This is a genomic window from Puniceibacterium antarcticum (genome assembly GCF_002760615.1).
Taxonomy (GTDB): domain Bacteria; phylum Pseudomonadota; class Alphaproteobacteria; order Rhodobacterales; family Rhodobacteraceae; genus Puniceibacterium; species Puniceibacterium antarcticum.
Window position 1 is genome coordinate 1 of record NZ_AWWI01000010.1, and the last position, 22,295, is coordinate 22,295.

The window sequence follows — 22,295 nt, forward strand, 5'->3', positions numbered from 1 at the left end:
CACTCACCACAATGGCACATTGCGATGCCGTCAGGAGGGGCATCCACGCCATCAACAAAGCTTCCAATAGGTGGAAAATTAACCGAAAGATCCTCTTCAGAACGCCACCGCTCCGCCTGTCGCAACCGTCGATTCGTTCCTACCCTCCGCACCGCCCCAGATGCCGGCGGCGTCCGGCATCTGGGGCCAGTTCGCCTCGCCCGCCCCGGCTCTACTCATAACGCAACTTTAATTATTATTTACAATGTGTTACGATATATCTTTCCGTCCCGCCCCATACCTCCGTGGAGAACTCTGTGCGCAAGATGTAGAAAATTCTTGTCGGACGCCGCTATTCATGTCATTTCGCTTACTGACGGTAAATGGCGTCAGATGGGCCATACGTCGTCAGAACACACAAGAGCCCCAAGGGCCAAGCGAGGCGGCAGCAGTTGGACGACCATACCCCACACCATGTGCGCGGCATAGGCTCCGGTGATATCGGCCGCTTTGCCGACAGTCTGGCCGAGTCGCTGAACCGGCAGATGCGCATCGCGTTCGAGCCAGAGGAACGCAAATACCTCCGCCGCTTCTCATCGACCGAGGTAGCCGAGATCCTGCGCGTCAGCACGTCGAACCTGCGCAACCGGCACAAGGACGGCAGTTTTCCCGAAGTGCATACCGACAATCGCGGCCACCGGTTCTATACCGCCCAAGAGGTCGATGCCCTGCGCGACATCCTGGGCCGCACAGGAAAGAATTCCGACAGCTACAAGCCCGGGCGCCGCGACGGTGACAATCTTCAAGTGCTGTCCGTGGTCAACTTCAAGGGCGGGTCCTCCAAGACCACTGCGACGATCCATCTGGCGCAGCGTTACGCGCTGCGCGGCTACCGGGTTTTGGTGCTGGACATGGATCCGCAGGCCAGCCTGACGACGTTCTTCGGCTTCCGGCCAGAACTGGAATTTGCCGATGGCGGCACGATCTACGACGCCCTCCGCTATGACAACCAGCAGCCGTTGTCGTCGGTGATCCAGAAGACTTATTTTCACAACCTCGACATGGTACCGGCCGGCCTGATGCTGTCGGAATACGAGACGGAGACGGCCAATGCGCTGGCCGCCCGGGTCCAACCGATCTTTGCCGAACGTCTGGCCCTGACGCTGGAAAGGGTGCAGAGCGATTACGATCTGGTGCTGATCGACTGCCCGCCGCAACTTGGCTTCATCACTTTGACAGCACTTGCCGCCTCCACGGGCCTGCTGGTGACGGTGGTGCCCGGCATGCTCGACATCGCGTCGATGAGCCAGTTCCTGAAACTCGCCTCAGAGACCGTGAAAGCGGTAGAGGAAGCCACGAGCCGCACCGTCAGCTGGGATTTTGTGAAGTTCCTGATTACCCGCTACGAGCCGTCTGACGGGCCACAGACCCAAATGGCAGGATACCTCAGGTCTATCCTGGTTAATCAGGTGATGACCGAACCGATGCTGAAATCGACCGCGATTTCGGATGCCGGCATGACCCAGCAGACGCTTTACGAAGTTGACCCAAGCCAGCTGATCCGCAAGACGCTGGATCGGGCGATGACCAGCATGAACGCCGTCGCGGACGAGCTGGAACAGACCATCCAGATGGCCTGGGGGCGGCGCTAATGGGACGCAACATCTTTAACCAGCCGCCTAAGGACGTCCCCGCGACTGACTCACCTGCCCCGCCGACGGCCGCAAAGGCCGAGGCCAGGGCAGGAAAGCTACCCGGCGCCGTGGGCGGTCTGCGCGACAGCCTGCGCGAGATCACCGCCAATTCGATTCGCGATCTCGACCCCGCCCGGATCGAGATGGACGGACTGCGCGACCGGCTCAGCCTTGACGACAGCAGCATCGACGGCTTGGCCGACAGCATCCGCAAGCACGGCCAGCAGGTCCCGATCATGGTGCGGCCGTCGGATCAGCCCGACCAGTATCGCATCGTTTATGGCCGCCGCCGACTGGCAGCGATCCTGCGCCTTGGCGGCACGGTCAAAGCCATCGTCCGGACGCTGGACGACGACGCGTCGCTGATTGCGCAGGGGCAGGAAAACAACCTGCGGCTGGATCCGTCCTTTATCGAAAAGGCGCTGTTCATCCGCGACATGCATGCGGCGGGCTACAAACCTGCGGTGATCCAGGATGCCCTTGGCTTGACCCGTCAAGGGGTGTCGAACCACCGCGTGATCGTCGATCAAATCCCCGACGAAGTCATCCGTCTTATCGGCCCCGCACACGGCGTAGGGCGCCGCCAGTGGAGCGAGCTTGCGGCCTTTGCAACACGCCTGCCGCTTGAGGATCTGGCCCGTTCCACGCTGGCCGCCCTGCCGCAAACTCCCGCTGGCGGCGACCGCTTTGGTGCCGTGCTGGCCGCCGCCTACAAGGCCACACGCAGCCCGGCCAAACGTGCCACTACCGCAAGCCTGTCCTACCTGAGCAGCCGCGACGGCCAGTCGCTGGGCGCGATGGCGCAGGACGGCCGCAGCGTCGCGATCAAAGTCGCGCGCAAGGATCACCCGGATTTCTGCCAGTGGATGGAGGACAACGCCGAAGCGGTGCTGCGGTCCGCCTTCGACCGCTGGAAGAAAGAGAGCGGCCACGGGTCCTAACCCCGGCCAAACACGTCAACACGAGCAGAGGAGCGTGACGAAGGCAAAAAGAAAAGAGCCCCCCAAAGTTTCCCCTGGAGAGCCCTCATCATCTGATTAGCATCTTTGGTGTAGCAATCTCCCTCAGAGCCGTCAAGACTCTCCACCTTGGTGGACACTTTCTTGCGACCTTTTTCTGCGATTTTTTCGGATGGGGATTCGACAGGTGTGCCCAAAAAGGCCCTCGTTCAAACAGGCATGACATTCAGAAAACCGGCGCTGGCGGATCAGCGCACGATCCGGGGCGCGGCGCCCACGGACACCACAGACCTTTGGGCAATCTTTCGCGCCTTGCGGGATGCACAATCCCAGTTTGGCCTGCGGGCCGGACCGGTGCAAACCCTTCAAGCGATGCTGAGTTGCCTCAAACCCGGGCAGGGGGAGACGGTCTTCGCATCGAACGCCGAACTGTGTCGGAGGACCGGAGGCATCGATGAGCGAACCCTCCGCCGCCATGTCGGACGCCTTGTGGAGCTTGGCTTCATCACCCGCCACGATAGCCCCAACCACAAGCGTTACCGGATCCGGTCGTCGGACGGGGTCTGTCTGAGCTTCGGCCTGTCCGTCGCGCCGCTGCTGGATCGCGCGGAAGAGATCCTTGTCGTCGCCCGACAGGAGCAGGAGGACCAATGCGACCGTGTGTACCTTCGCAAAAAGATCCTGACTCGACTGGCACGGATTGACGAAATCGAGGGGCCTGCAGACGACACCATTGCGCTCCGCAAAACTCTGCGGAGCAAGCTGAGCCTGAACGACTATCGGCGGCTATGGGCAAATCTCGAAGCCCAAACAGAAGGGTTGTCCACCGCGGTGGACGCTGAGGAAACAACGGTTTTGTCCGCCAATGACGGACAAAATGTCCGGCAGCATTCTAAGTCTGAAAAAGAAGATATAGATAAAGATTCTGTCGCACAGGATGTGCCAAAATCTGACGCCCTAAGTTTAAACCTGCTTACGGCTGTTTGCAAAGAAGCCTGTTCGTTTTCAGCCCGACCAATTCAAACCTGGCAGGACGCAGAGGATCACGCACGAACCCTTGCCCCGATGATGGGAATTGACGCTCAACAGTTTCAGACCGCAACACAAAAAGCCGGGCCCTGGAAAACGGCAAGCGCGCTGTTCCTCATGTTGCAGATGGGCACGCGGGTGCGAAACTTTGCGGCGTACTTCCAAAGTCTGACAACTGGGCGCCGTGCTGCAGAGTTTGACCCGGGGACACTACTCAACCGCATGGCCAAAACCGGTCAGGCTCTCGCATGATGTCCACCACGGTGGACAAGTGTGTCTCTGTGCCAATCACCTTTGACCGGCGCGGGGCAGCCATACAAGCGACCCCAAAAACCCGGTGCGAAGAACAAGGACGCCAGATCGGGCAGGAAGACACCCTACCGACGCTACGCCAGATTGATGAAATAACGCCTGAACCGGAATTGTTGGAGATTTTTTCGCGGGTCTGCAGGGTCAATCCTGCGCGCCTCGAACGTCTGTCATTGAAATTTCGGCATCCCAACCGCTCGCACGATTGGATTTCGGCGGGGGCAGGGAGCGGTATATCCGTATGTTTGGCCTGCTATGATCCGGATGTCGCCACGGGCGAGGGATGGCTATATTCGGGCCGGTCGCAAGCTGGCCGAGCGGGTTCTGCGCTCGGTTCACAAAGAGATGCTGCGGGACCGGTGCCGAGCTATTGCTGAAAGTTGGTGACGGGGAGATTGTGTGGCATATCAAGGCGTTGTTCACGCGCCGCAGTTCTCGCAGAGAAAAGGATATGCCACATTACGAAGGATAAGGTTGTCGCGTTTCGCGGGTCCGGGATCGGGCCCCGGAGGGTGCGCCGCTGCGTTTCACATCGACAATCCTGCCGCCCTATCTGCGGCGCGCCAAGTCGATCGAGGAATTTTTGCCTTGGCTTTACCTCAAGGGCATTTTTACCGGCGACTTTTCCGAGGCGCTGGCTGCCTTGCTGGGAGCGGACGCGCCGGGCCTGTCAGCAACCACCATCACCCGACTGAAGGCGGATTGGTGGGACGATTATAACCGCTGGTCCAAGCGCGATCTGTCGGCGCGACGCTATGTGTATTTCTGGGCTGACGGCGTCTACTTCACGCCGCGCATGGACGAAGATCGTCAATGTATGCTGGTGATTATCGGCGCGGATGAATGGGGCAACAAGGATGTTCTGGGCCTGATTGACGGCTTTCGGGAAAGCACCCAGAGCTGGCGCGAGCTGCTCTGGGATCTGAAACGCCGGGGCCTGGAGGCGGCGCCTGAGCTTGCCGTTGGCTATGGTGCTATGGGGTTCTGGGCCGCGCTCCATGAAGTGTACGGCAAGACCAGGGTCCAGCGGTGCTGGGTTCACAAGACGGCCAATGTTCTGAATGCTCTGCCCAGATCAGTGCAGCCGAAGGCCAAGGCGCATCTCAAAGACATCTGGATGGCCGAGACCAAGGCCGAGGCCAACGCCGCCTTCGATTTCTTCATCGAGGCTTAGGCGTGAAATACGACCGGGTGGCCAAATGCCTGACCAAGGACCGCGCCGACCTGCTCGCCTTCTACGGCTTCCCGGCCGAGCACTGGAAGCACATCAGGACGGCGAACCTGATCGAAAGCACCTTCGCCACCGTTCGGCATCGAACCACCAAGACCAAGGGCTGCCTCAGCCGCCAGACGGCATTGGCGATGACCCACCAGCTTGTGTTGTCCGCCAAGAAGAAATTGCGCAAACTCGACGGGCAGAACCGCCTCCCGAAAATCATCCAAGAGGTTGAATTCCGAGACGGGATCAAGCACGAAATCAAAGCCGCCTGATCAAACCATCACCAACTTCCGGGCATAGCTCTCATGAGATACGCGTGCGATCAAAGCCGACGGGAGAAGGTCCGCACACCAACCTCGATCGTATCGATCATCGCCTAGTCGCCGCTTTCGTGGTGTGCATTTTTTTTCACTTGCCCTTTTCCGTACAAAAAAGGCGCATAAGTCCCTTGTATGTGAAGCAGGTCCCATGCCCCACATATAAATAACTTATTGGCCTTAGCGGTGCGGTTCCAGCGACAATCCGGAACGAATTACTGGTCAGGTGAGATGCCCGTCTATCTGTCCCGGCTCTGTCTTTTAGCACGATATACGACGGATGCCCCCCACGGCACGAGGACGGCAATCGCCCCTAGGACACCCCCGATCGCTGCGCCGCTAAGGGCGATGGCCGTGCCCATTAGCGCAAGGCCCATGTTTCCTACGAACGCCGCCATGGCGAACGCTCCCAAACAGACACTGCCAAACAGCCATTGCAGGATGAGCGGTAGGCGGCGGAACTGGCACCAAGCCCACTGCAGCAGGACTACGAATCGTCTTCGCATGATCGATCCTTTTAAATGTACAGACGGCAACCATACGGGGAACCACCCCGGATGTAACGAACCCGACGAGTATTATGTAATAAATCCGGAGATTGAGTTCAGCGGCCCCTCTATCAGGGACAGCGCCATCGGTGTAGCGAGGATATTTAACAGAATGACCCATAGTGTTGGTGTGGATGCCCCGGTTAACTGATTGGCTTCAGAACGTTTGGGAACTCAGGATCAGGTGCAAGCTGGTGTCCGGCCTCTGATGTGCCGCGACACGCGGCGGGCCCTTATGGAGATACGCATCTGGGTCCCAATCCTAAATGGCGGCTTCAATTCAGCCATAACACTATTCTGGGTGGCCCGGTCGATCTCGTTGATCCGTGCTCCGTAACGTTCTTTCGTCCTTTCAGTCCTGCCAGTATCCGACATGCAGCTTAAGCAGCGGCACCCCGAATTTCGTAATCCTTTTCCTTCGTCAACATGGCCCAAAGCCGCCTTGCCATGCGATTGGCGAGCGCCACGGCAACCACAAGACGCGGTTTCTTGGAAGTCATATTCGCAAGCCAAGGATCATCGCAACGGCCCTTTTTCTCGGCGGCGGCGATAACAGATGTTGCACCGATGATCAGCAATCGCCTGATATCGCGTTGCCCCATCTTGGTGATGCGCCCCAGCCGTTGTTTGCCACCGGTAGAATGCTGGCGGGGAACAAGGCCCAGCCAAGCAGCGAAATCGCGCCCGGAGCTGAAGACTGTTACAGGTGGACAAAAGGCTTGAATCGCCAAAGCGTCCTGTGGCCCAACGCCTGGCATCGTCTGAAGCCGCTTTGATTCAGCGTCCTGCAAAGCGCAGCGTTTAATCTTCACGTTCAGAATGCCGATCTCGATCTCAGCACTCTCGATATGACGCATGTAGGTCCGCGCCAGCTGAGCAACACGTTGGGGAACCTGGTCCAGAATCTCCCAGCACGCCTCCAGTAATTTCTTCGTATTTTGCCCTGTCTGAGCAAAAACAACACCGTGCTCCGCAAAATGGCCGCGCAAAGCATTGGTAAGCTGAACGCGCTGCCCGACCAGAAGTTCACGGGTTCGGAACAGCATTGCTTGAGCCTGCTGATCCTGCGTTTTCACGGCAACAAACTGTGTCGCGGGATGCATCGCTGCCATGACAATCGCGGCAGCATCGATGCTGTCATTCTTGTGCCGCTTAACGAAGGGTTTCACATGCTGGACAGGTACGAGGCGCACTTCATGCCCATGCTGAGTGGCGACACGGCCCCAATGGTGAGCAGATCCGCAAGCCTCCATCGCGATCATGCAGATCGGCAGGTCCGCGAGAAACGCTTCAAACTGAGGGCGTGTCAGCTTCTTTTGAAAGAGAACGTTCCCAGTGAGGTCAGTCCCATGCAAATGAAAAACGCGCTTGGCCAGGTCAACCCCGACGATGTGCAACTCAGACATTCTATTCTCCTATGCTGATCTGAGCCATCTTCGGCCCAAACGGTTCAATTGAGAACCGGCAGGAGGGGCATCCAATCCATCTAAGTTCGGCTTCAATGATAGTTCTGTAGGCCATTTAGCCTTTGATCAGCCGCCTGTCTTTTGGCTGGCTTCAAACTTCTTCCAGACGTGCATTTGTCCCTTTTGTCTTGCGTCCGCCAACCACATCTTTTTCCGGGCATCAGATGTTTCTAACGCTCGATACGCGCCACCTGAGAACTTTGCCCAGTCAATCGCTAAGCCGAGTTTGACCATCTCGGCTGACAGGTCTCTGCCATCCGGCAGATAGCATTTTGCGACAGTACGACCGTATTGATCTTTTTCTGTGATTTCAGCACGGATCGGTTGCCCCTTGCACAATGAGACCAGTGCCCATTTGGCTTTCTTCCCGTAAGGATGGTTCATTTCGGGTGCATCAACCCCAAAGAGCCGAATTTGTGTCTTCTGAATGGTAATCGTATCGCCATCCACAACATACGCTTGGCCTGTCAAAACCTCCTGCGCAGGTGTCGCTGTACGATGGTCGAATGGCTTTGGCGCGCTCTGGGTGGTATTGGAGACAGGTCCGGTGGGCCTGTCCGAATCCCGTTTGTTTTTGCTACGGATCGCAAAAGCGCCAAGCACTGCGACAAAGATGATCAATAATAGTATGGCTTCCATGCCATGATGTAGGCGACATTTCCCTGGAAAGAAAACCCTTTTGAAGTCACTCGCACCAGATTTGCGCTCCAGCTTCGCCGTGCTGATTTCAAGATGAAAATGCCTGCTTTCCACCCTCCAAAATCTCCTTGATCAGCTCTTCAATAATGTCCGATAATGCAACCTTATTGGACGTGAATTAGTGATGTAATTTGGGGCGTTTTTGCCATTTATTTATGGATATAAGCGCCGTCTTGAAGTGAGTTTCCGGCATGAAGAAGGAGCATTTCAGCCGCGGGGCCACCCTGATACCAAACCCTTGAAGATGTGGCGTTTCTTTTGGGGTGGGCGCTGGCACGAGATGCATCTCGTGGTAGGGCGGGAAGACGTACCCGACGCCTTGTTTAGCGAGAGGTTGAACCTCAAGGCAGCGGGAACATGTGTGGCGCTATCCCGGCGACCCGAGCGGGCCTCGGACTTATGTAATGCTTTGCTCCTAATGTGCCTAGGTGATCAGCCTGGGTTCGGAGGGGAAATATACCAGATGTGACGGCGGCCTCTGGAACGGCCGCTGGCTATCAAGGCGCAACATAGCGCATTCCCAGCATCTGCATCGGAACATATCGCAATATGGCTTTGGGGCCCCTCCGGTCGGGCTACGCCCTACCTACGTGCCCCCAAACCCGCGTTTTCATCCTGATTGACGCTGGATTCTCACTTTAATTGTCGCGCTGCAGGACCGAAACGAACGCGATAACCAGCAGTTCATCGAGGTTATGTCGCGCGTTCTTGGCGCGGGGATCAGGGATGTCCTCGAAGGCAGAGAGGAAGATATGCATGGTCGCGACGAACTCCGTAGGGTTGAGTCGTCCCACGCAGAATCCATCAAGCGTCCGGCCGCAAGAGGGTTAGCTCAGAGCTTGCAAGCCAACTGCGATTCTCCTGCAGGGGGGCGGCTACCTCATAGGCCCAGTCAGGAACATGGCGAAATTTTGGGCGGTCTGCACAGTATTCTGAATGAGCTAAATGCTTGATGTGCTGTATTTATAGTATTCTCGCGCAACTCAAATTTTTATTAGTATTTTATTAAATATTTTCTGGACAGAAACATTAATTGACTTGGTCTAGCGACATAATTGAGAGAGTTTTTGGATTATTTAGCCGCGCTCGACTTGCTACACGATCGGCTCAAACCAGATTCTTATGTCGAGATTGGTTGCCGCGAAGGTCGCAGCTTGGCGTTGGCAAGGTGTCCGTCCATTGCAATCGATCCTGATTTTGAAATCCGCTTCCCGCTGCGCAGCCCAACGCGCCTGTACCGCCAGACCAGTGATGAATTCTTCTCAAATGAGAATTTGAAAGAACTGCTTGGGGCAACTGTGGATCTTGCTTTTGTCGATGGCATGCACAAAGCAGAATTCGCTCTGCGCGACATTCTGAACTTGGAAACGTATGCAAGCCGCAGCAGTGTCGTGGTGGTCGATGATGTGCTACCTGAGAAGATTGAGTGGACCACACGCGAGCGGCACACCACCGCTTGGACTGGTGATGTCTACAAGGTGATCCGATTCCTCCGCGAACACCGTCCTGATCTAGATATCAGCGTTTACGATATCGAGATGAAGGGGATGGCACTGATCACAGGCTTCAATCCAGGTGATCGCACGGTGCAAAAACATCTCGCCCGGCACGAGGTCGATCTGGCTGGGGACAGATACGCATATTCGGAAATAGAAGATCTGCGCTTGGCAATTGCTCCCGAACCAGCCGACGCGCTGGTGGACTATCTGGCGGATCTGCGGACACGACGCAGGACCATGCGCGTGGTCCCGAAACAAGACGCGCAAACCGGTGCGCTTTATCTCGACCTGCTGAAGCGCAGTCTCTTGAACGAGATTTATCTCGATGACGAACTGCGGCTGCTCTATTTGCGAGACTGCCTCGCCGGTCAGGATAGCTTTGATTATGCGGTGCTGCACAATATCCGGGAAGCGCGATTAGAGAACTTGGAAGATCTGAAGGCCAGCCGTCGTATAGGGCGATTTCCGGATCGTAATATCCACCGCTCCGGCTTCAGCCACACCATGATGGGACGGCAGCGGCTCGACAGTCTTCATGCCTGTCTTGATGCGGTTTCGGCAGGTGACGTTCCCGGCGATTTGATGGAATGCGGTGTCTGGCGCGGAGGAGGCTGTATTTTGATGGCGGGTTGGCTCCGGGTTCATGGAGACAATCAGCGAAAGCTTCTTGTCGCAGATAGCTTCGAAGGCTTGCCCAAGCCGACCCACACGCAAGATGGCAAGCTCGACCTCACCAAAGAAAAATTCCCTGAACTCGCCGTGTCGAAAGAAGCTGTGCGGGAAAATTTCGCGGTCTACGGGCTGCTTGATGATCACAAACAGGTCTTCCTCAAGGGGTGGTTCCGCGACACGCTGACCAACGCACCGACCCTGCAGATTGCTTTGCTGCGCTTGGATGGCGATCTTTACGAATCCACCATGGATACGCTGCAGGCTCTCTATGATCGGGTCAGCCCCGGCGGAATCGTCATCGTGGACGATTACGGCGCCCTACCAATGTGTCGCCAAGCGGTGGAAGATTTTTTTGCGTTTCGCGGCGAGGCGGTTCCACCACTGACCCATGTCGATTGGACTGGTGCCTTTTTCGTCAAACCTTGTTGAGCGAGAGGCAAAAATGCGATCCTTTCAAACTGCTTTTACCCGTCCCATTCTGGAAACCTACCAGTCAGGTGTCATGTCCTATACCTACAAAGGTGTGCGTTGCCTCAAGAGCCCGGTGGATATCTCGATCTACATGCGGCTCATCTGGGATCTGAAGCCACGCAGCCTGTTTGAGATCGGCTCTCATTCCGGGGGCAGCGCGCTCCTTTTTGCCGATATTCTTGGCAATATGGGATGTCCGGACACACCAGTGATCTCGATCGATCTGGAAATTCCGCAAGATATCGAAGACGACCGTATCCGTTTTCTCAAAGGAAATGTTCTCGACCTCGCCTCTTTGTTCGATGCTCACAAACTCGACGCGCTTCCTCATCCCTGGTTTGTCATTGAAGATTCAGCTCATAGCTACTCGGGCTGCATGGCGGCGCTGACACTGTTCGCAGAGCGCATGGCGCCAGGCGATATGCTGGCTGTCGAAGATGGAGTGCTTGATGACTTGGGGATGAGCGCGAAATACGACGGCGGACCTAACCGTGCGATCAGCGACTTTGTTTCCTCCCACGCTGAAAGTTTCGAGATCGCCACCCATCTCTGTGACATGTTCGGTGTCAACGCCACGTACAATCCTAATGGCTACCTGCGGAAAGTTTAATCCATGCGACTTTCGATCATAGTCATCTTCCACGACATGAAGCGCGAGGCGGCGCGCACGCTCTATTCGCTGAGCACCGCATATCAGCGGGATGTGGACCCGGAGGCCTACGAGGTCATCGCCGTCGACAATGGCTCCACAGAGCCACTCACCCATGAATTTGTTGCAAGTTTTGGGCCACAGTTTCAATTGATCCGACATGAGACACAATCAGTCTCCCCGGTCGAAGCGGTCAACCTTGGTGTAGAGGCTGCCCGTGGTAATGCCGTTGCAATAATAATCGACGGCGCGCGCATGGCGACGCCGGGACTTGTCGGCTACACTCTGCATGCTCTCGGCTTAGGCACGTTCCCGGTTGTCTATGCCTTGGCTTGGCACCTCGGACCGGATGTGCAGAACAAAACTGTTCCCGAAGGGTACAATCAGGCTACCGAAGACGCTCTTCTGGAAAAAAGCCGCTGGCGTGAGGATGGCTATGCACTGTTCGACATCTCCACCCTAGCGCAATCGTCGGGCGATGGTTTCCTAGGCAAGGTGCCACCAGAGTTTAGCTGGGTCGCTTTGCCTCGGGATCTGTTCGATACGCTGGGTGGCTATGATATCCGTTTTCAGACCCCTGGCGGCGGGCTGGTCAACCATCATTTCCGCGACCGCGCATTGTCCCACCCGGGCATCACTTTGGTGGCACTTCTCGGTGAAGGGTTATTCCATCAGGTCCATGGAGGCGTTGCCACAAATGTACCCATGAAAAACCATCCGATTGGACATTTCCGCGCAGAATACCGCACGATCACAGGCGAGGATTACACGCACAGACAAAGCCTTGCGCCGCTTTACGTCGGGCACTTACCGAAAGTCGCGCGGCCTTTTCTTTGATCTTGGCGGTACATCAGTGTGGACTCGGAAGCTGACTGCCGGCGCGGCAGAGCAAATCTTGGTTTCGAGACTACTTTGATGGCGGTTTCCGACATTGCGGCGGGGTCAACTCGCATTTGTAGCGAATAGCATTTCCCACCGATCCTTCGAATAGTTTGCCGTCGTGTCGCGATGGATCATGGCACAGAGAAAAAGCTCTTGATCAGGTGTTGGCGAAAGAGGGCAGGGGATTTTCCTCGGATGGAGCGACAACCGCTATGGCCTGTGTTAGGTGCACCTATCGGCATGGTGGAGGATGGCAGCCCTGCCTAGGGTTGTCGGTTCTGAGGTTGCGTTTCGTCAGCTCATCTCGTTCCTGCGTCAGTCATCAAAGCCTCAGACACCTCTCTCGTGGCAAACCGCTGATGACGCCTAGAGTTTTGCTAGCAGTTCTTTTGCTGGAAGATCGTCTTGCTTGAGGGCAATGAGACGTTCAAGTCGCGACTTGGCCCCATCCTTGATATTGAGGCGGAGAAGGTTCAGAGCGCTGCGGCGCAAGAATTGGATCTCGTTGGGTCGCATGCGCAGCAAGACTCCCCAGACCAGAGAGGCTTGTTGATGATGTCCCAGAGATTCCAGAGACTCGCACAATCCAAAATAGCTCGCATAGAATTTTCCATCCTGAGCGATGGCGCGGTAATAGAATGCTACGGCGTCGGCATGTTTTCCGTCCAAGCGCAGGCTTTCGGCTAGGAAGTGGTTGCGCCAAGGCCGGTCAGGAGCGGATTCTTCAAGTTGAGTGCAAAATTTGTCGTGCTGTCCGGTTTCCTGCAGATGCGCTGCATCACGCAGCGCCAAAAGCAGCGGCTCATCAAAGCGTTCATCCGGAGCAGAGACCGGATCTAGTTCAGTGCTTTCCAGTCTTGGATGATCCATCATGGATTCGACCAGTTTGCGCGTGCTGAAAGAGAGCGGTACTTTGTGTGCATCCGCGCACGGCAGAAAATTCACGTTGCTTGTCGTATTAATCTTTTCAGCGATAGGCCACAGCAGGGCAAGATCGGTCAGATCGTATGTTCCATAGATTAGGTTGAAAACCGTCTTGCTGTCTTTGTTCAGGATGTCGCGGACAGTCTTGTATTTTTCATCATATATGCGAACGTAGTTCAGTCGCCAACTTCGGCTGTGATAAAGGCCCAAGGTGATTTCCGGAGTGAACGCGAGCACGGCGTCCACATTCAGCAGGCCGCCAAAAAGCACTGCAGCATATCCTCCCATCGACATTCCGACGGTATAGCTCTCCGACACTCCCAAGGTATCGGCGATTTCCATCAAATGACAGGAAAGATGATCAATGCTGGGGGCATCATCGCCGATGCCACATTGGTACCATGAATTCTCAGGGGCATTCAGAAATATCACATTGGCATCGATTCCGGCGAGGTCATGGCTGAGAGCAAATTTTCCTGCTGGATAACCGACATGCGAAAATGCGAATAGAGCACGCTTCGAGCCTTCCTTTCTCACAACTTTGACCATCTGGCTTTCCCCAGACAGGAAGTGCTCAACGCGATGCTTCATCATTTTTCTCCGTCTGATCGATTGCCGATATGACGCAGACGCGCGATCAACCTAGCCTTTATTCGGGCGTTTTTAGTTGGTGCAAAATTCAACTGACACTCCCCGAATCTTGCCCTACAATGAGCATATTCTAACCCAAACATCGACGCTTCCAGCTTGATTTTCCAGAGTCGTATGGCAGGAGGAACCCGAGGTAGATTTCGGACGCAACGTGACCTGCCCTTCACCCGGAACCTTGAACGTTTTACCGCCCGCTCCCTGCCCCCGCCCACGGTTTGTAGTTCAGAAACAGCTCACCAGTTTCCTTCAGTCTAATGCTCGGCGCGATGCGCGCACCATCGGTCTCGGTGCCCGGTTCATGCGGATAGGTGTCGAGCACATGATTGTAGTCGTAAGCTGCGGCACGTGCCTCTTGCCGGATGCGTGCCGAAGTTTCATTCAGGCAGTTCAGATACCCCTCGACCTCGGTAAAATATGTGCGGAATGCACGCCGGATCTCGCCGCCAGAAAAACCAGCATCAAGCAGATAGGCGGCCTCAGGCCGGGTGGGCTCAAAGCAGACGCCGTCCGCCAGACCCGAAACAGGGGTCGCCACTACACATACCAGAACCAAGAGCTTCCGGATCATGCGCGACACCGATTGCGTTCCGTCAGCCCAATCAGACTGCCGATGATGTTGAGTGATCCGGTCCGCGCCGCCCGGACCATGCCGCGCAGGTAGCCGCCGGGCGACAGGATGGGGATTTCCGGGTCTGCAACCTTCGCATCGGTGATCAGCACGCAGAAGGTGGCATTCTGTTCGCCAAGCGACTCGACCGCTTCGCGCCAGGCTGACGGGTGGATCCCGAGCTCTGGCAACCGCTTCTGGGCGGCGATCACGAAGCTGTGGAAGTCTAGCCCAGACCTCTTCTGCAGCGCGATGTTCACCCAAACCTGCATATCTTCCGAGCAAAGATGATAGAGCCTTGCACCGCCTATCTGCTGCATGAGTTTGGACTTGTGCGCTGAGCTTTGCGCCCGATCCTTATTTTCTATGCAACATGCGGCGCCGTGAGGTGTCGCATCCCGACGCTCAACTGGCGTGGCTGGGGGCAGGTTCTGGGCCTCACCCTCGTCATTACAAAGTACCGTGTTAAAATCTTGGGTTGTATCTTGTATATGGGACCGCTCGTTTTCGAGCGGTCGAGCGCTCGATTTCAGCAGGTCATGCAGAAGATCCAGGGCCGCACCACAGAGGTCATTGGCCTCGGCTTCATGTGCGGCGAGATCGTCCAGAGACATACGATGCAGTGCCTGGGCCGAGGGCCATTGCGCAAAGGCCTCAAAAATCGCCTGCACCTCGTCGGCCTCGCCGCATGTCTCTACCAACTCCAGCAGCGCGGATTTCAAGTGCCGCTTGTGAGAGCTGCGCATGCCCCGCAAGCGGCCATGTGCCTTGCGGTCAGCCTCGAGCCTCTCCTTCAATTCGCGGAACTCTTGCACCCGCGCAATCACCACGTCAAAGAAAATGCCACAGCCGGAATGGCCCGAGCGCGCGCCGTTTGCCATCGTGCACTTGCGGATCAACCCCGCGCTCACAAGTTCGGCCTCATGGCGGCGGATCCGGCTGGGGGCCACGGCGCGTTTGCGCGCGATCTCTATCTGACTGAGGTAGCAACATGGCGGCTCTCCAGCCCCTTTAAATGCGCTGGGTCTCGTCATGGCAATCATAGTGCGGAAGGTGGCCATCGCGGCCGCGCCAACGCCGATCAAGGGCGCGATGACATCAATCAGGGCTACGAGCCCATCGCGCTCCATGCCCTTGGGAAGTATTGGCCGCGTCACCTGGTGTCGACTGGCGGGAAAGATTTCTGCTACATGCATTGGTTTGTCCTCGTTTTTCAGGAAGCGAGGCGGCGGCAGGCAAACAATCTATGATCGCATAAATGCGTTTTTTTGCTTGCTTGCGGTGTCGGGGGGCTGGTAGACACGATCCCGTTGATCAGATCGTTTAGGGTTTGCTGACCCTGAATTCTACTAGCTCCCCGTGTAAGGCTGCCGCCTTCGCGGGGTTTGCTTTTGTGGGCGTCCGGCTCCTTCTCTGTGCGATGACGCTTTCGGTCGTGTTCTGGTGTGTTGCGATATCCGGAGGGTGACCTCTGCGCCGCAGATCTGGCGACCTGCGCCTGCCGCGACACAAAGGTCAGTACTCTATCTGCTCGTATCCATAGTTGCCGTCGTAATCCCGCCAATCGACGAAGACCGCTCGCTGCGACACGCCCGGGCAGTCGCGGCCCCATCCGGACAGCCCTTCAAAAGTACCCGGCAGCGCCGCGACGGAACTGCTCTCCCAGCCGAAACGGCCCTCAACGCCGTATGTGCCCCGGCGCACACGCTGGCTTCTGCGGCAGATGTCGGCGTCACCGCCGACGTGCCACTGACGCGCATATTCGACATTAAAGACCCGGATGGAACGCACGAAGTCGTACGCTCCGCCGCTGATGTCCACGTCCGCAGCGCCATCCGCGTGCGAATACTCTGCGATTAAGCTCAGGGCAGGCGATCCGGAAAGGTCGGCCTCGGGACGCAAGCGTCCCAAGGCATCGAGCCCTCCGAACGGGACAGGAGACAGTCCCACCGTCTCGCGGTCCGCTATGTCATGGAGACGCGGCAGAGGTTGATCGCCTTGATCCTCGCGCATCGCCGCACCCAGAGGGCAGTTCCAGAGTTGCAGTGGCGGCTCTACCGGCCATGGGGTGATGCGCCTCATGAACACCGATCGGGCCGTGTTACACTCCGCGCTGGATGGCCAGCCCCCGGCGAGACAAATCAGGATGGCGCAGTCGATCTGGTAGGCGCGTGCGGCCTGCGGCACAGGCACAGCCAGACCGGCGGTTGTGACGGCAATCGCCAAGCCGCGCCGTAAAAGGTTTGTTTTCAGACACATGTCAACGACCCTCCTGACTCTCTGGGTGGCATGTCTTCGCCGATCCGCCACGCATCCGGTGGTCACCCAAGGGTGAGATCCCTATAGCGCAGCTCCAAAATTATGGTGCTCCAGATTTTTGTAGGGCGCTAAGTTGCAGAGTGGCGCTTAGTTGTCAAAGATACTTTTATTAGAGCAGCGTATTCAGCATATTAGTGCTTTTAGTAAAAAGGTGCTTTAACATTGAAAAGAGATATGTTCCAACGGTACCCAGCACCTGTCCCGATTTTCCCAGAGACAGGTGTCAGACAATGTGGAACCCACGCGTGATTACGACCGATGCAATGCAGAACTTCTTGGAAAAGGGGGGGAGCCTCGACTACCGCCCCATCCGCACAGCAAAAGGATGGAACTGGGAGCTTTGGGCCACGCGCCCCGATGGCGCCGAGAGCCCGGTTATTTCCTCAAAGACCGGCGAGGCCCGTGTCTTCAAATCCGCCGACGCCCTCGTCAGCTTCCATATGCGGATGTACCCCGATGCCGATGGCGTTTGGGTTCCCGCGCCAAAATCTGACAAAGACGCAGACAAAGCCTGACCACGCGGATGCGCCGCGCCGATCAAGCGCCCGACGCCCCCTGATCGGCAAGCCGCTTGGCGGCTGCATCCTTGCTCTCTTGCTTGTCTCTTGCGCCCTTGCAGGTGCTGCGCGCGGCGCGCTGGCGGAGCCGATGCGCCCCACCGCGTTCCGGGCGGTGGCAGAGAGCTGCGCGCCCGGTGTCGCGCCCGCCCTCCTCAACAAGCTGGTTGCTGCCGAGAGTGGCTTTGAGCCTCTCGCCATCGGTGTGAACGGCCCCGAGCCTGCGTCCTATGCGCCGCGTACAGCCCAAGAAGCCGTCAGGATCGCGCGGGAGCTGATGGCACAGGACAAGTCGATCGACATGGGGCTGGGACAAATCAACAACGTAAATCTCGACTGGCTCGGCCTTACCCCGCGCAGTGTCTTTGACGTCTGCCGCAACCTGACCGCGGCTGCGACGGTTCTGCGCGATGGGTTCGAGCGGGCCCGGGAGAGCGGCGCGACAAAGGAAGATGCCCTGCGCAAAGCCCTCTCCGCCTACAACACCGGCAGTTTCACGCGCGGCGTTCACAACGGCTACGTGGCGCGCGTGCTGGGTGAGGTGTCTCCAGCCAGGCCCTCATCTGCAACGCCAGGATCACCCTCCCTGAACGACGACAGCAAGGACGCACAACGCTGGAATGTCTTTGGCACCTCCAGCACCTCTGGCGCCCAAGTTTTCCAATAGAAGGACCCCGAACATGAAGACCTGTCTCACCCGCCATCGCACCGTTGGCGCACCGCTTGTTCTCGCCGCCGTTCTCAGCCTTGTGGCGCAGCCCGCCGCTGCGGCTGGGTTCACCGACTTTCTCAACAACATCCTCGACGAGTTCGAGAGCGCGAAGCAACCGATTGCGCTGATCGCCCTGATGTTCATCGGCGCCGGGTGGCTCTTCAATTTTGTCGACCTGCGCCGCGCGGCATGGGCTGTGGGGGGTGTCGTGCTGATCTTCGCCTCCTCCGAAGTGCTCAGCATGATCACCGGCTGACCCACGAAAGGGAGGGATCAGATGCAAACGGTCCGGTTGAACGAGGACATGCTGTTTCTCGCACTCACGCGCCCGGCGATGATCTTTGGCATCCCGGTCGAGGCCTTCGCGATATGCTGCGGCATTGGCGGGCTGGCAATGATCGGCGCGGACTCGATCTTCTATCTGCCCATCACCTTCCCGCTTCTTGGCATCGCCCGGCTGATCGTCGAGCGCGACCAGAACGCCTTCCAGATCCTGTTTCGCTGGCTGGATACAAATGCCCGCTGCCGCAACCGGGGCCTCTGGGGCGGATCCTCTTCCTCCCCGCTGCGCCTGCGGAGGCGCTACAAGATCGAGGATATCGACGCATGAGCCTGCTCGGAAAAATCAGGACAGAGACCACGGCGCAGCGGTATCTTCCGTATATCCGCCATGCGGATGAGCACACCATCATCACCCGCAACCGTGGTGCATTCCAGATGCTCAGGCTGGATGGCGTTTCTTCCCGCACGGCTGATGCACAGCTGATCAACACCCTGCACAATCAACTTGGCCATGCGTTGCGCACTATTAGCGACGACAGGGTGATGATCTACGTTCAAATGGTGCGCAGCACCGACACTCAGTATCCAGCAGGTGCATTTACAAGCGATCTCGCCCGCTGGATCGATCAAAGCTACCGCGCGCGTCTCGAGGCCAAACGCCTCTATCGCAATGACCTCTACCTCACACTCTACATGCAGCCACGCGGGCTGCCCGGTGCCAACTTTGCAAAAGGTGTCCGGCGCGCCCGTAGTAGCCAGATCGAAGTTGATCAGGACTTGCTTGACGATCTGGATGACAAGGCCACCCAGCTGACACGCAGCCTGAGGCGGTTTCGCCCGCGCAAACTGTCCGTTGTGCGCGACGCGCGGGACATCCTGATTTCCGAGCCCGCCAGTGTGCTCAAGCAGCTGCTCACCGGCCGTCATGATCCTGTCCCGGTGGTGCACGGCACAATCGGCAATGCCATCTATACCGACCGGGTGATCTTCGGTCGGGAGGCGTTGGAAATCCGTCATGCCAGTGACAGCACGTATGGTGCGCTGTTCGGGATCAAGGAATACAGCGCCAGCACGCGCCCCAACATGTTCGACGCGCTGTTGACGGCCCCGTTTCGCTTCATCTTCACCCAGTCCTTCCGCTGCATCGCCAAGAATGATGCGCTGAACCAGATGATGCTCAAGGAAGGTCAGCTGAGAAATGCCAATGACCCGGCTGCCTCACAAGCAGACGCCTTGCCAGAGGCCCGCGACGATCTTGCCTCGGGAAAGTTCGTCATGGGCGAGCACAACCTGTCGCTCACCCTCCTGACGGAGGATCCAAAAGATCTGAGGAACCGGGCCGCGGATGCCAAGATGCTGCTGTCCGATGCGGGTGCGGTTGTCAGCCGTGAAGACCTCGGGATCGAGCCGCAGTTCTGGGCGCAGCTGCCGGGCAACCATGCGCACCGCGCGCGTGTCTCCGTTGTGACGAGCCGCAATTTCACGGCGATGGCGCCGCTGCACAACACGCCGATCGGCCATCGCCATGGAAACGAATGGGGCGATGCCGTGAGCAAGCTGCAATCCAGCGCGGGCAGTCCCTTCTATTTCAACTTTCATGTCGGGGATCTCGGCCACATGTTCATCTGTGGCCCCTCCGGCTCGGGCAAGACGGTGCTTCAGACCTTTCTGCTGTCGCAGCTTGAGAAGTTTGGCGCCAAGCGCGTCCTGTTCGACAAGGATTATGGCGCGGAAATCTTCGTGCGTGCCTCTGGTGGGACATATCTCGACTTCCAGTCGGGCCGTGCGACCGGCTGCGCCCCGTTCATGGCGCTGGAGCTGGACGCGGAAGGCCAGACCTTCATGGTGGAGCTGATCAGCTCGATGCTGGGCGGCGCAAGCGTGTCCCTCTCGGCAGAGGATCAGCGGCGGATCGAGCAGGCGGTCGCCGGGCTTGCTAACCTTCCGCGCTCGGAACGCAGGGTGTCGTCCTTGCGTGAGCTGCTTGGCTTTGGCGGGGGCGCGGACGACATCGGCAACCGACTTGAGCGCTGGCAGCAGGGTGAACGTCTTGGCTGGGTGTTCGACAACCCTGAAGACCGCATCGGGTTTGAGGCTGATCTGGTCGGTTTCGACATCACTGCCTTCCTTGATGATCCGGAAATCCGCAATCCGATCATGATGTATCTCATGCGGCGCGTGGAGCATCTGATCACCGGCCAGCGCATCGCGATCTTCATCGACGAATTCTGGAAGGCGCTTTCGGACCCCTATTTTTCGGATTTTGTGAAGAACAAGCTCAAGGTGATCCGCAAGCAAAACGGCATCATCGTCGCGGGCACGCAATCGGCGTCGGATGTGGTCAACAGCCCGATTGCGCGCACCATCATCGAGCAATGCGCAAGCCAGGTGTTCTTCGGGTCTGACCGCGCCAACCGCACAGACCTCGTGGACGCGTTCGGCCTGTCCGAGCGGGAATTCGAGATCGTGCGCGAAGAGCTGCCGGTTGGGCATTTCCTCATCAAGCAGGCGAAAAACTCCGTGGTCTGCGATCTGGATCTTTCCGGTCTTGAGGACGTGCTGACGGTGCTGTCGGGGCGCACCGCCACAAATGCCATCCTGCACGGACTGATGAAGGACGACCCGGCGCCAGAAGACTGGCTGCCTCGTCTGCTGCAAAAAAGAAAGGACTCCCAATGAACAAAACCATCGCATCAGCCGCGGCGCTGGTGATCTCACTTGGATCGACAGCCCATGCCGCCGGTGTTCCGGTGGTCGATGCCACCGCAATTGCAAATGCCAAGGCCGCGTTTGTGAAGGAAATCGCCCAGATGGCGAAGGATCTGGAGCAGGCAAAGAGGCTCTACGCCTCGATCAACGGCGTGACGGACATGGACTCCATTGCACAGGCGCTGAACACGCCGGAAGTGCGGGAACTGCTGGGCGCGGATGCCATGCAAATCGCCAGCGATTTTGACATTGATCTCAATGACCTCGGCGCTCTGTCGCAAACGGCGCAGGGCACGGCTGATTTTGCCTCTCTTGATGGCGCAGATATCGACGCCGATGATTTTTATCAGAGTGAGCTCGACCGGATCAAGAACCGGTCGGCCCGGGATACGGCCGTCGGGGACAGGATTGTCTCCCTGTCCGATGACCGCCTGGAAGGGCTCGAAAGGCTGCGCTCGCAGATCGGCTCTGTCTCGACGCAGAAGGAAATCGACGGTCTGAACGCGCGCATCGGCGTCGAGCAGGCCATGCTGCAGAACGACACCAACCGCATTCAGGGCCTCGCCATGCTGCAAGAGGCGCAAGCCAAGGTCGAAGAGCAGCGTCAGGCCGAGGTCGCAGCGCAGCGCCGTGCTCAGGAAAGTGAGGCCTTTACCAGCATCTACGGCGCAGACGAATTCTGAGAGGTATGATCATGCGCACCCACACCATTCTCCTCAGTTCAATTGTCGCCGCAGCCCTGCTCACGGGCTGCAAGGATGAAGACCAAAACCACACCGTTGAACATTTCTCGGCCCACCCGGCCGAGCGCCGGGCGATGCTGGAAACGTGCGAGGTTTCGGACCAGTCGATGGACGATGCCAACTGTGTCAACGCGCGCGAAGCGGCACGGAAATCGCAGACAGACAAAGACCGAGACGGTTTCGACAACGTGTTCGGAGCTCCGTCTTTCGACTGACCATCGCCGTACCTCAGAAGGGCCGCCGAAATGCTGCAAACGCTCTACGACAATTTTGCTGACAGTCTCTCTGAAAAGATGAATGACATCAGCAGTATGATCTCTTCGGAGCTGACGGCACCGCTGTAGAGCGTCAACCACCTTGTCCGCGGGCGACAACCAATTTGGCCGGTTTTGAGGCCGC

20 protein-coding genes and 1 pseudogene are annotated in these 22,295 nt (G+C 57.6%); 14 read left to right on the plus strand and 7 right to left on the minus strand.

Annotation, left to right across the window (positions count from 1 at the left end; translation table 11 throughout):
* Positions 1 to 431: 431 nt before the first annotated feature.
* From repA to P775_RS00335, 4 genes and pseudogenes are all read left to right on the plus strand, one after another.
* The gene (gene repA, locus P775_RS00320; RefSeq protein ID WP_245875503.1) at positions 432 to 1,631 is read left to right on the plus strand and encodes a plasmid partitioning protein RepA; all 1,200 of its coding nucleotides are present in this window, start codon (positions 432 to 434) and stop codon (positions 1,629 to 1,631) included.
* Positions 1,631 to 2,614 (plus strand): plasmid partitioning protein RepB, encoded by a 984-nt coding sequence (gene repB, locus P775_RS00325; RefSeq protein ID WP_245875504.1) that lies wholly within the window; start codon positions 1,631 to 1,633, stop codon positions 2,612 to 2,614. The genes repA and repB overlap by 1 nt, the downstream gene beginning before the upstream one ends.
* Positions 2,615 to 2,764: 150 nt before the next feature.
* Positions 2,765 to 3,913, plus strand: a complete 1,149-nt coding sequence (gene repC, locus P775_RS00330) for a plasmid replication protein RepC (RefSeq protein ID WP_245875507.1) — start codon at positions 2,765 to 2,767, stop codon at positions 3,911 to 3,913.
* A gap of 598 nt (positions 3,914 to 4,511) precedes the next feature.
* Positions 4,512 to 5,461 (plus strand): annotated as a pseudogene (locus P775_RS00335) (IS256 family transposase).
* 973 nt (positions 5,462 to 6,434) lie between these two features.
* Here P775_RS00335 and P775_RS00350 read toward each other — a convergent pair.
* Together P775_RS00350 and P775_RS00355 are read right to left on the minus strand one after the other, a co-directional pair.
* Positions 6,435 to 7,460 (minus strand): IS110 family RNA-guided transposase, encoded by a 1,026-nt coding sequence (locus tag P775_RS00350; protein WP_099909102.1) that lies wholly within the window; start codon positions 7,458 to 7,460, stop codon positions 6,435 to 6,437.
* Between the two features lie 126 nt (positions 7,461 to 7,586).
* On the minus strand, positions 7,587 to 8,273 hold the full coding sequence (locus P775_RS00355) for a thermonuclease family protein (RefSeq protein ID WP_245875505.1): 687 nt from the start codon (positions 8,271 to 8,273) through the stop codon (positions 7,587 to 7,589).
* 226 nt (positions 8,274 to 8,499) lie between these two features.
* Here P775_RS00355 and P775_RS29640 point away from each other — a divergent pair, with 226 nt between their 5' ends.
* Positions 8,500 to 8,688 carry a DUF1403 family protein gene (locus P775_RS29640; RefSeq protein WP_425439864.1) on the plus strand — a complete coding sequence of 63 codons (189 nt, stop codon included), beginning with the start codon at positions 8,500 to 8,502 and terminating at the stop codon, positions 8,686 to 8,688.
* Between the two features lie 169 nt (positions 8,689 to 8,857).
* Here P775_RS29640 and P775_RS27415 read toward each other — a convergent pair whose 3' ends face one another.
* Positions 8,858 to 9,013, minus strand: coding sequence for a hypothetical protein (locus P775_RS27415; RefSeq protein ID WP_180287261.1), 156 nt, complete (start codon positions 9,011 to 9,013; stop codon positions 8,858 to 8,860).
* A 273-nt stretch (positions 9,014 to 9,286) separates the two neighbouring features.
* On the opposite strand from P775_RS27415, the gene P775_RS00360 reads away from it, so the two are divergent.
* The 3 genes from P775_RS00360 to P775_RS00370 are packed head-to-tail and all read left to right on the plus strand — an operon-like array spanning position 9,287 to position 12,347.
* Positions 9,287 to 10,819, plus strand: a complete 1,533-nt coding sequence (locus tag P775_RS00360) for a TylF/MycF/NovP-related O-methyltransferase (RefSeq protein WP_180287263.1) — start codon at positions 9,287 to 9,289, stop codon at positions 10,817 to 10,819.
* A gap of 13 nt (positions 10,820 to 10,832) precedes the next feature.
* Positions 10,833 to 11,471, plus strand: a complete 639-nt coding sequence (locus P775_RS00365) for a CmcI family methyltransferase (RefSeq protein WP_180287264.1) — start codon at positions 10,833 to 10,835, stop codon at positions 11,469 to 11,471.
* 3 nt (positions 11,472 to 11,474) lie between these two features.
* Positions 11,475 to 12,347, plus strand: coding sequence for a glycosyltransferase family 2 protein (locus P775_RS00370; RefSeq protein WP_099909105.1), 873 nt, complete (start codon positions 11,475 to 11,477; stop codon positions 12,345 to 12,347).
* 411 nt (positions 12,348 to 12,758) lie between these two features.
* Here P775_RS00370 and P775_RS00375 read toward each other — a convergent pair whose 3' ends face one another.
* The 4 genes from P775_RS00375 to P775_RS00390 form a co-directional block, all read right to left on the minus strand.
* Positions 12,759 to 13,907 carry a tetratricopeptide repeat protein gene (locus P775_RS00375; RefSeq protein ID WP_099909106.1) on the minus strand — a complete coding sequence of 383 codons (1,149 nt, stop codon included), beginning with the start codon at positions 13,905 to 13,907 and terminating at the stop codon, positions 12,759 to 12,761.
* A 244-nt stretch (positions 13,908 to 14,151) separates the two neighbouring features.
* Entirely contained in the window at positions 14,152 to 14,535 is a 384-nt protein-coding gene (locus P775_RS00380; protein WP_143520747.1) for a hypothetical protein, read from the minus strand.
* Positions 14,532 to 15,770 (minus strand): replication initiation protein RepC, encoded by a 1,239-nt coding sequence (gene repC, locus P775_RS00385; protein WP_099909108.1) that lies wholly within the window; start codon positions 15,768 to 15,770, stop codon positions 14,532 to 14,534. Before repC (P775_RS00385) ends, P775_RS00380 begins: the two co-directional genes overlap by 4 nt.
* 319 nt (positions 15,771 to 16,089) lie before the next feature.
* Positions 16,090 to 16,833 (minus strand): hypothetical protein, encoded by a 744-nt coding sequence (locus P775_RS00390; RefSeq protein ID WP_099909109.1) that lies wholly within the window; start codon positions 16,831 to 16,833, stop codon positions 16,090 to 16,092.
* Between the two features lie 516 nt (positions 16,834 to 17,349).
* Here P775_RS00390 and P775_RS00395 point away from each other — a divergent pair.
* The 6 genes from P775_RS00395 to P775_RS00420 are packed head-to-tail and all read left to right on the plus strand — an operon-like array spanning position 17,350 to position 22,111.
* Positions 17,350 to 18,117 carry a lytic transglycosylase domain-containing protein gene (locus P775_RS00395; RefSeq protein WP_245875506.1) on the plus strand — a complete coding sequence of 256 codons (768 nt, stop codon included), beginning with the start codon at positions 17,350 to 17,352 and terminating at the stop codon, positions 18,115 to 18,117.
* Between the two features lie 13 nt (positions 18,118 to 18,130).
* Positions 18,131 to 18,418, plus strand: coding sequence for a TrbC/VirB2 family protein (locus P775_RS00400; protein ID WP_099909110.1), 288 nt, complete (start codon positions 18,131 to 18,133; stop codon positions 18,416 to 18,418).
* A gap of 21 nt (positions 18,419 to 18,439) precedes the next feature.
* Positions 18,440 to 18,772, plus strand: a complete 333-nt coding sequence (locus tag P775_RS00405; protein ID WP_099909111.1) for a VirB3 family type IV secretion system protein — start codon at positions 18,440 to 18,442, stop codon at positions 18,770 to 18,772.
* Positions 18,769 to 21,123, plus strand: coding sequence for a VirB4 family type IV secretion/conjugal transfer ATPase (locus P775_RS00410; protein WP_099909112.1), 2,355 nt, complete (start codon positions 18,769 to 18,771; stop codon positions 21,121 to 21,123). Before P775_RS00405 ends, P775_RS00410 begins: the two co-directional genes overlap by 4 nt.
* Positions 21,120 to 21,836: a type IV secretion system protein gene (locus tag P775_RS00415; protein WP_099909113.1), complete on the plus strand. Its 717-nt coding sequence runs from the start codon at positions 21,120 to 21,122 to the stop codon at positions 21,834 to 21,836. The genes P775_RS00410 and P775_RS00415 overlap by 4 nt, the downstream gene beginning before the upstream one ends.
* 11 nt (positions 21,837 to 21,847) lie before the next feature.
* A complete protein-coding gene (locus tag P775_RS00420; RefSeq protein WP_099909118.1) occupies positions 21,848 to 22,111 on the plus strand; it encodes an EexN family lipoprotein in 264 nt (87 codons plus the stop codon).
* Positions 22,112 to 22,295 lie beyond the last annotated feature (184 nt).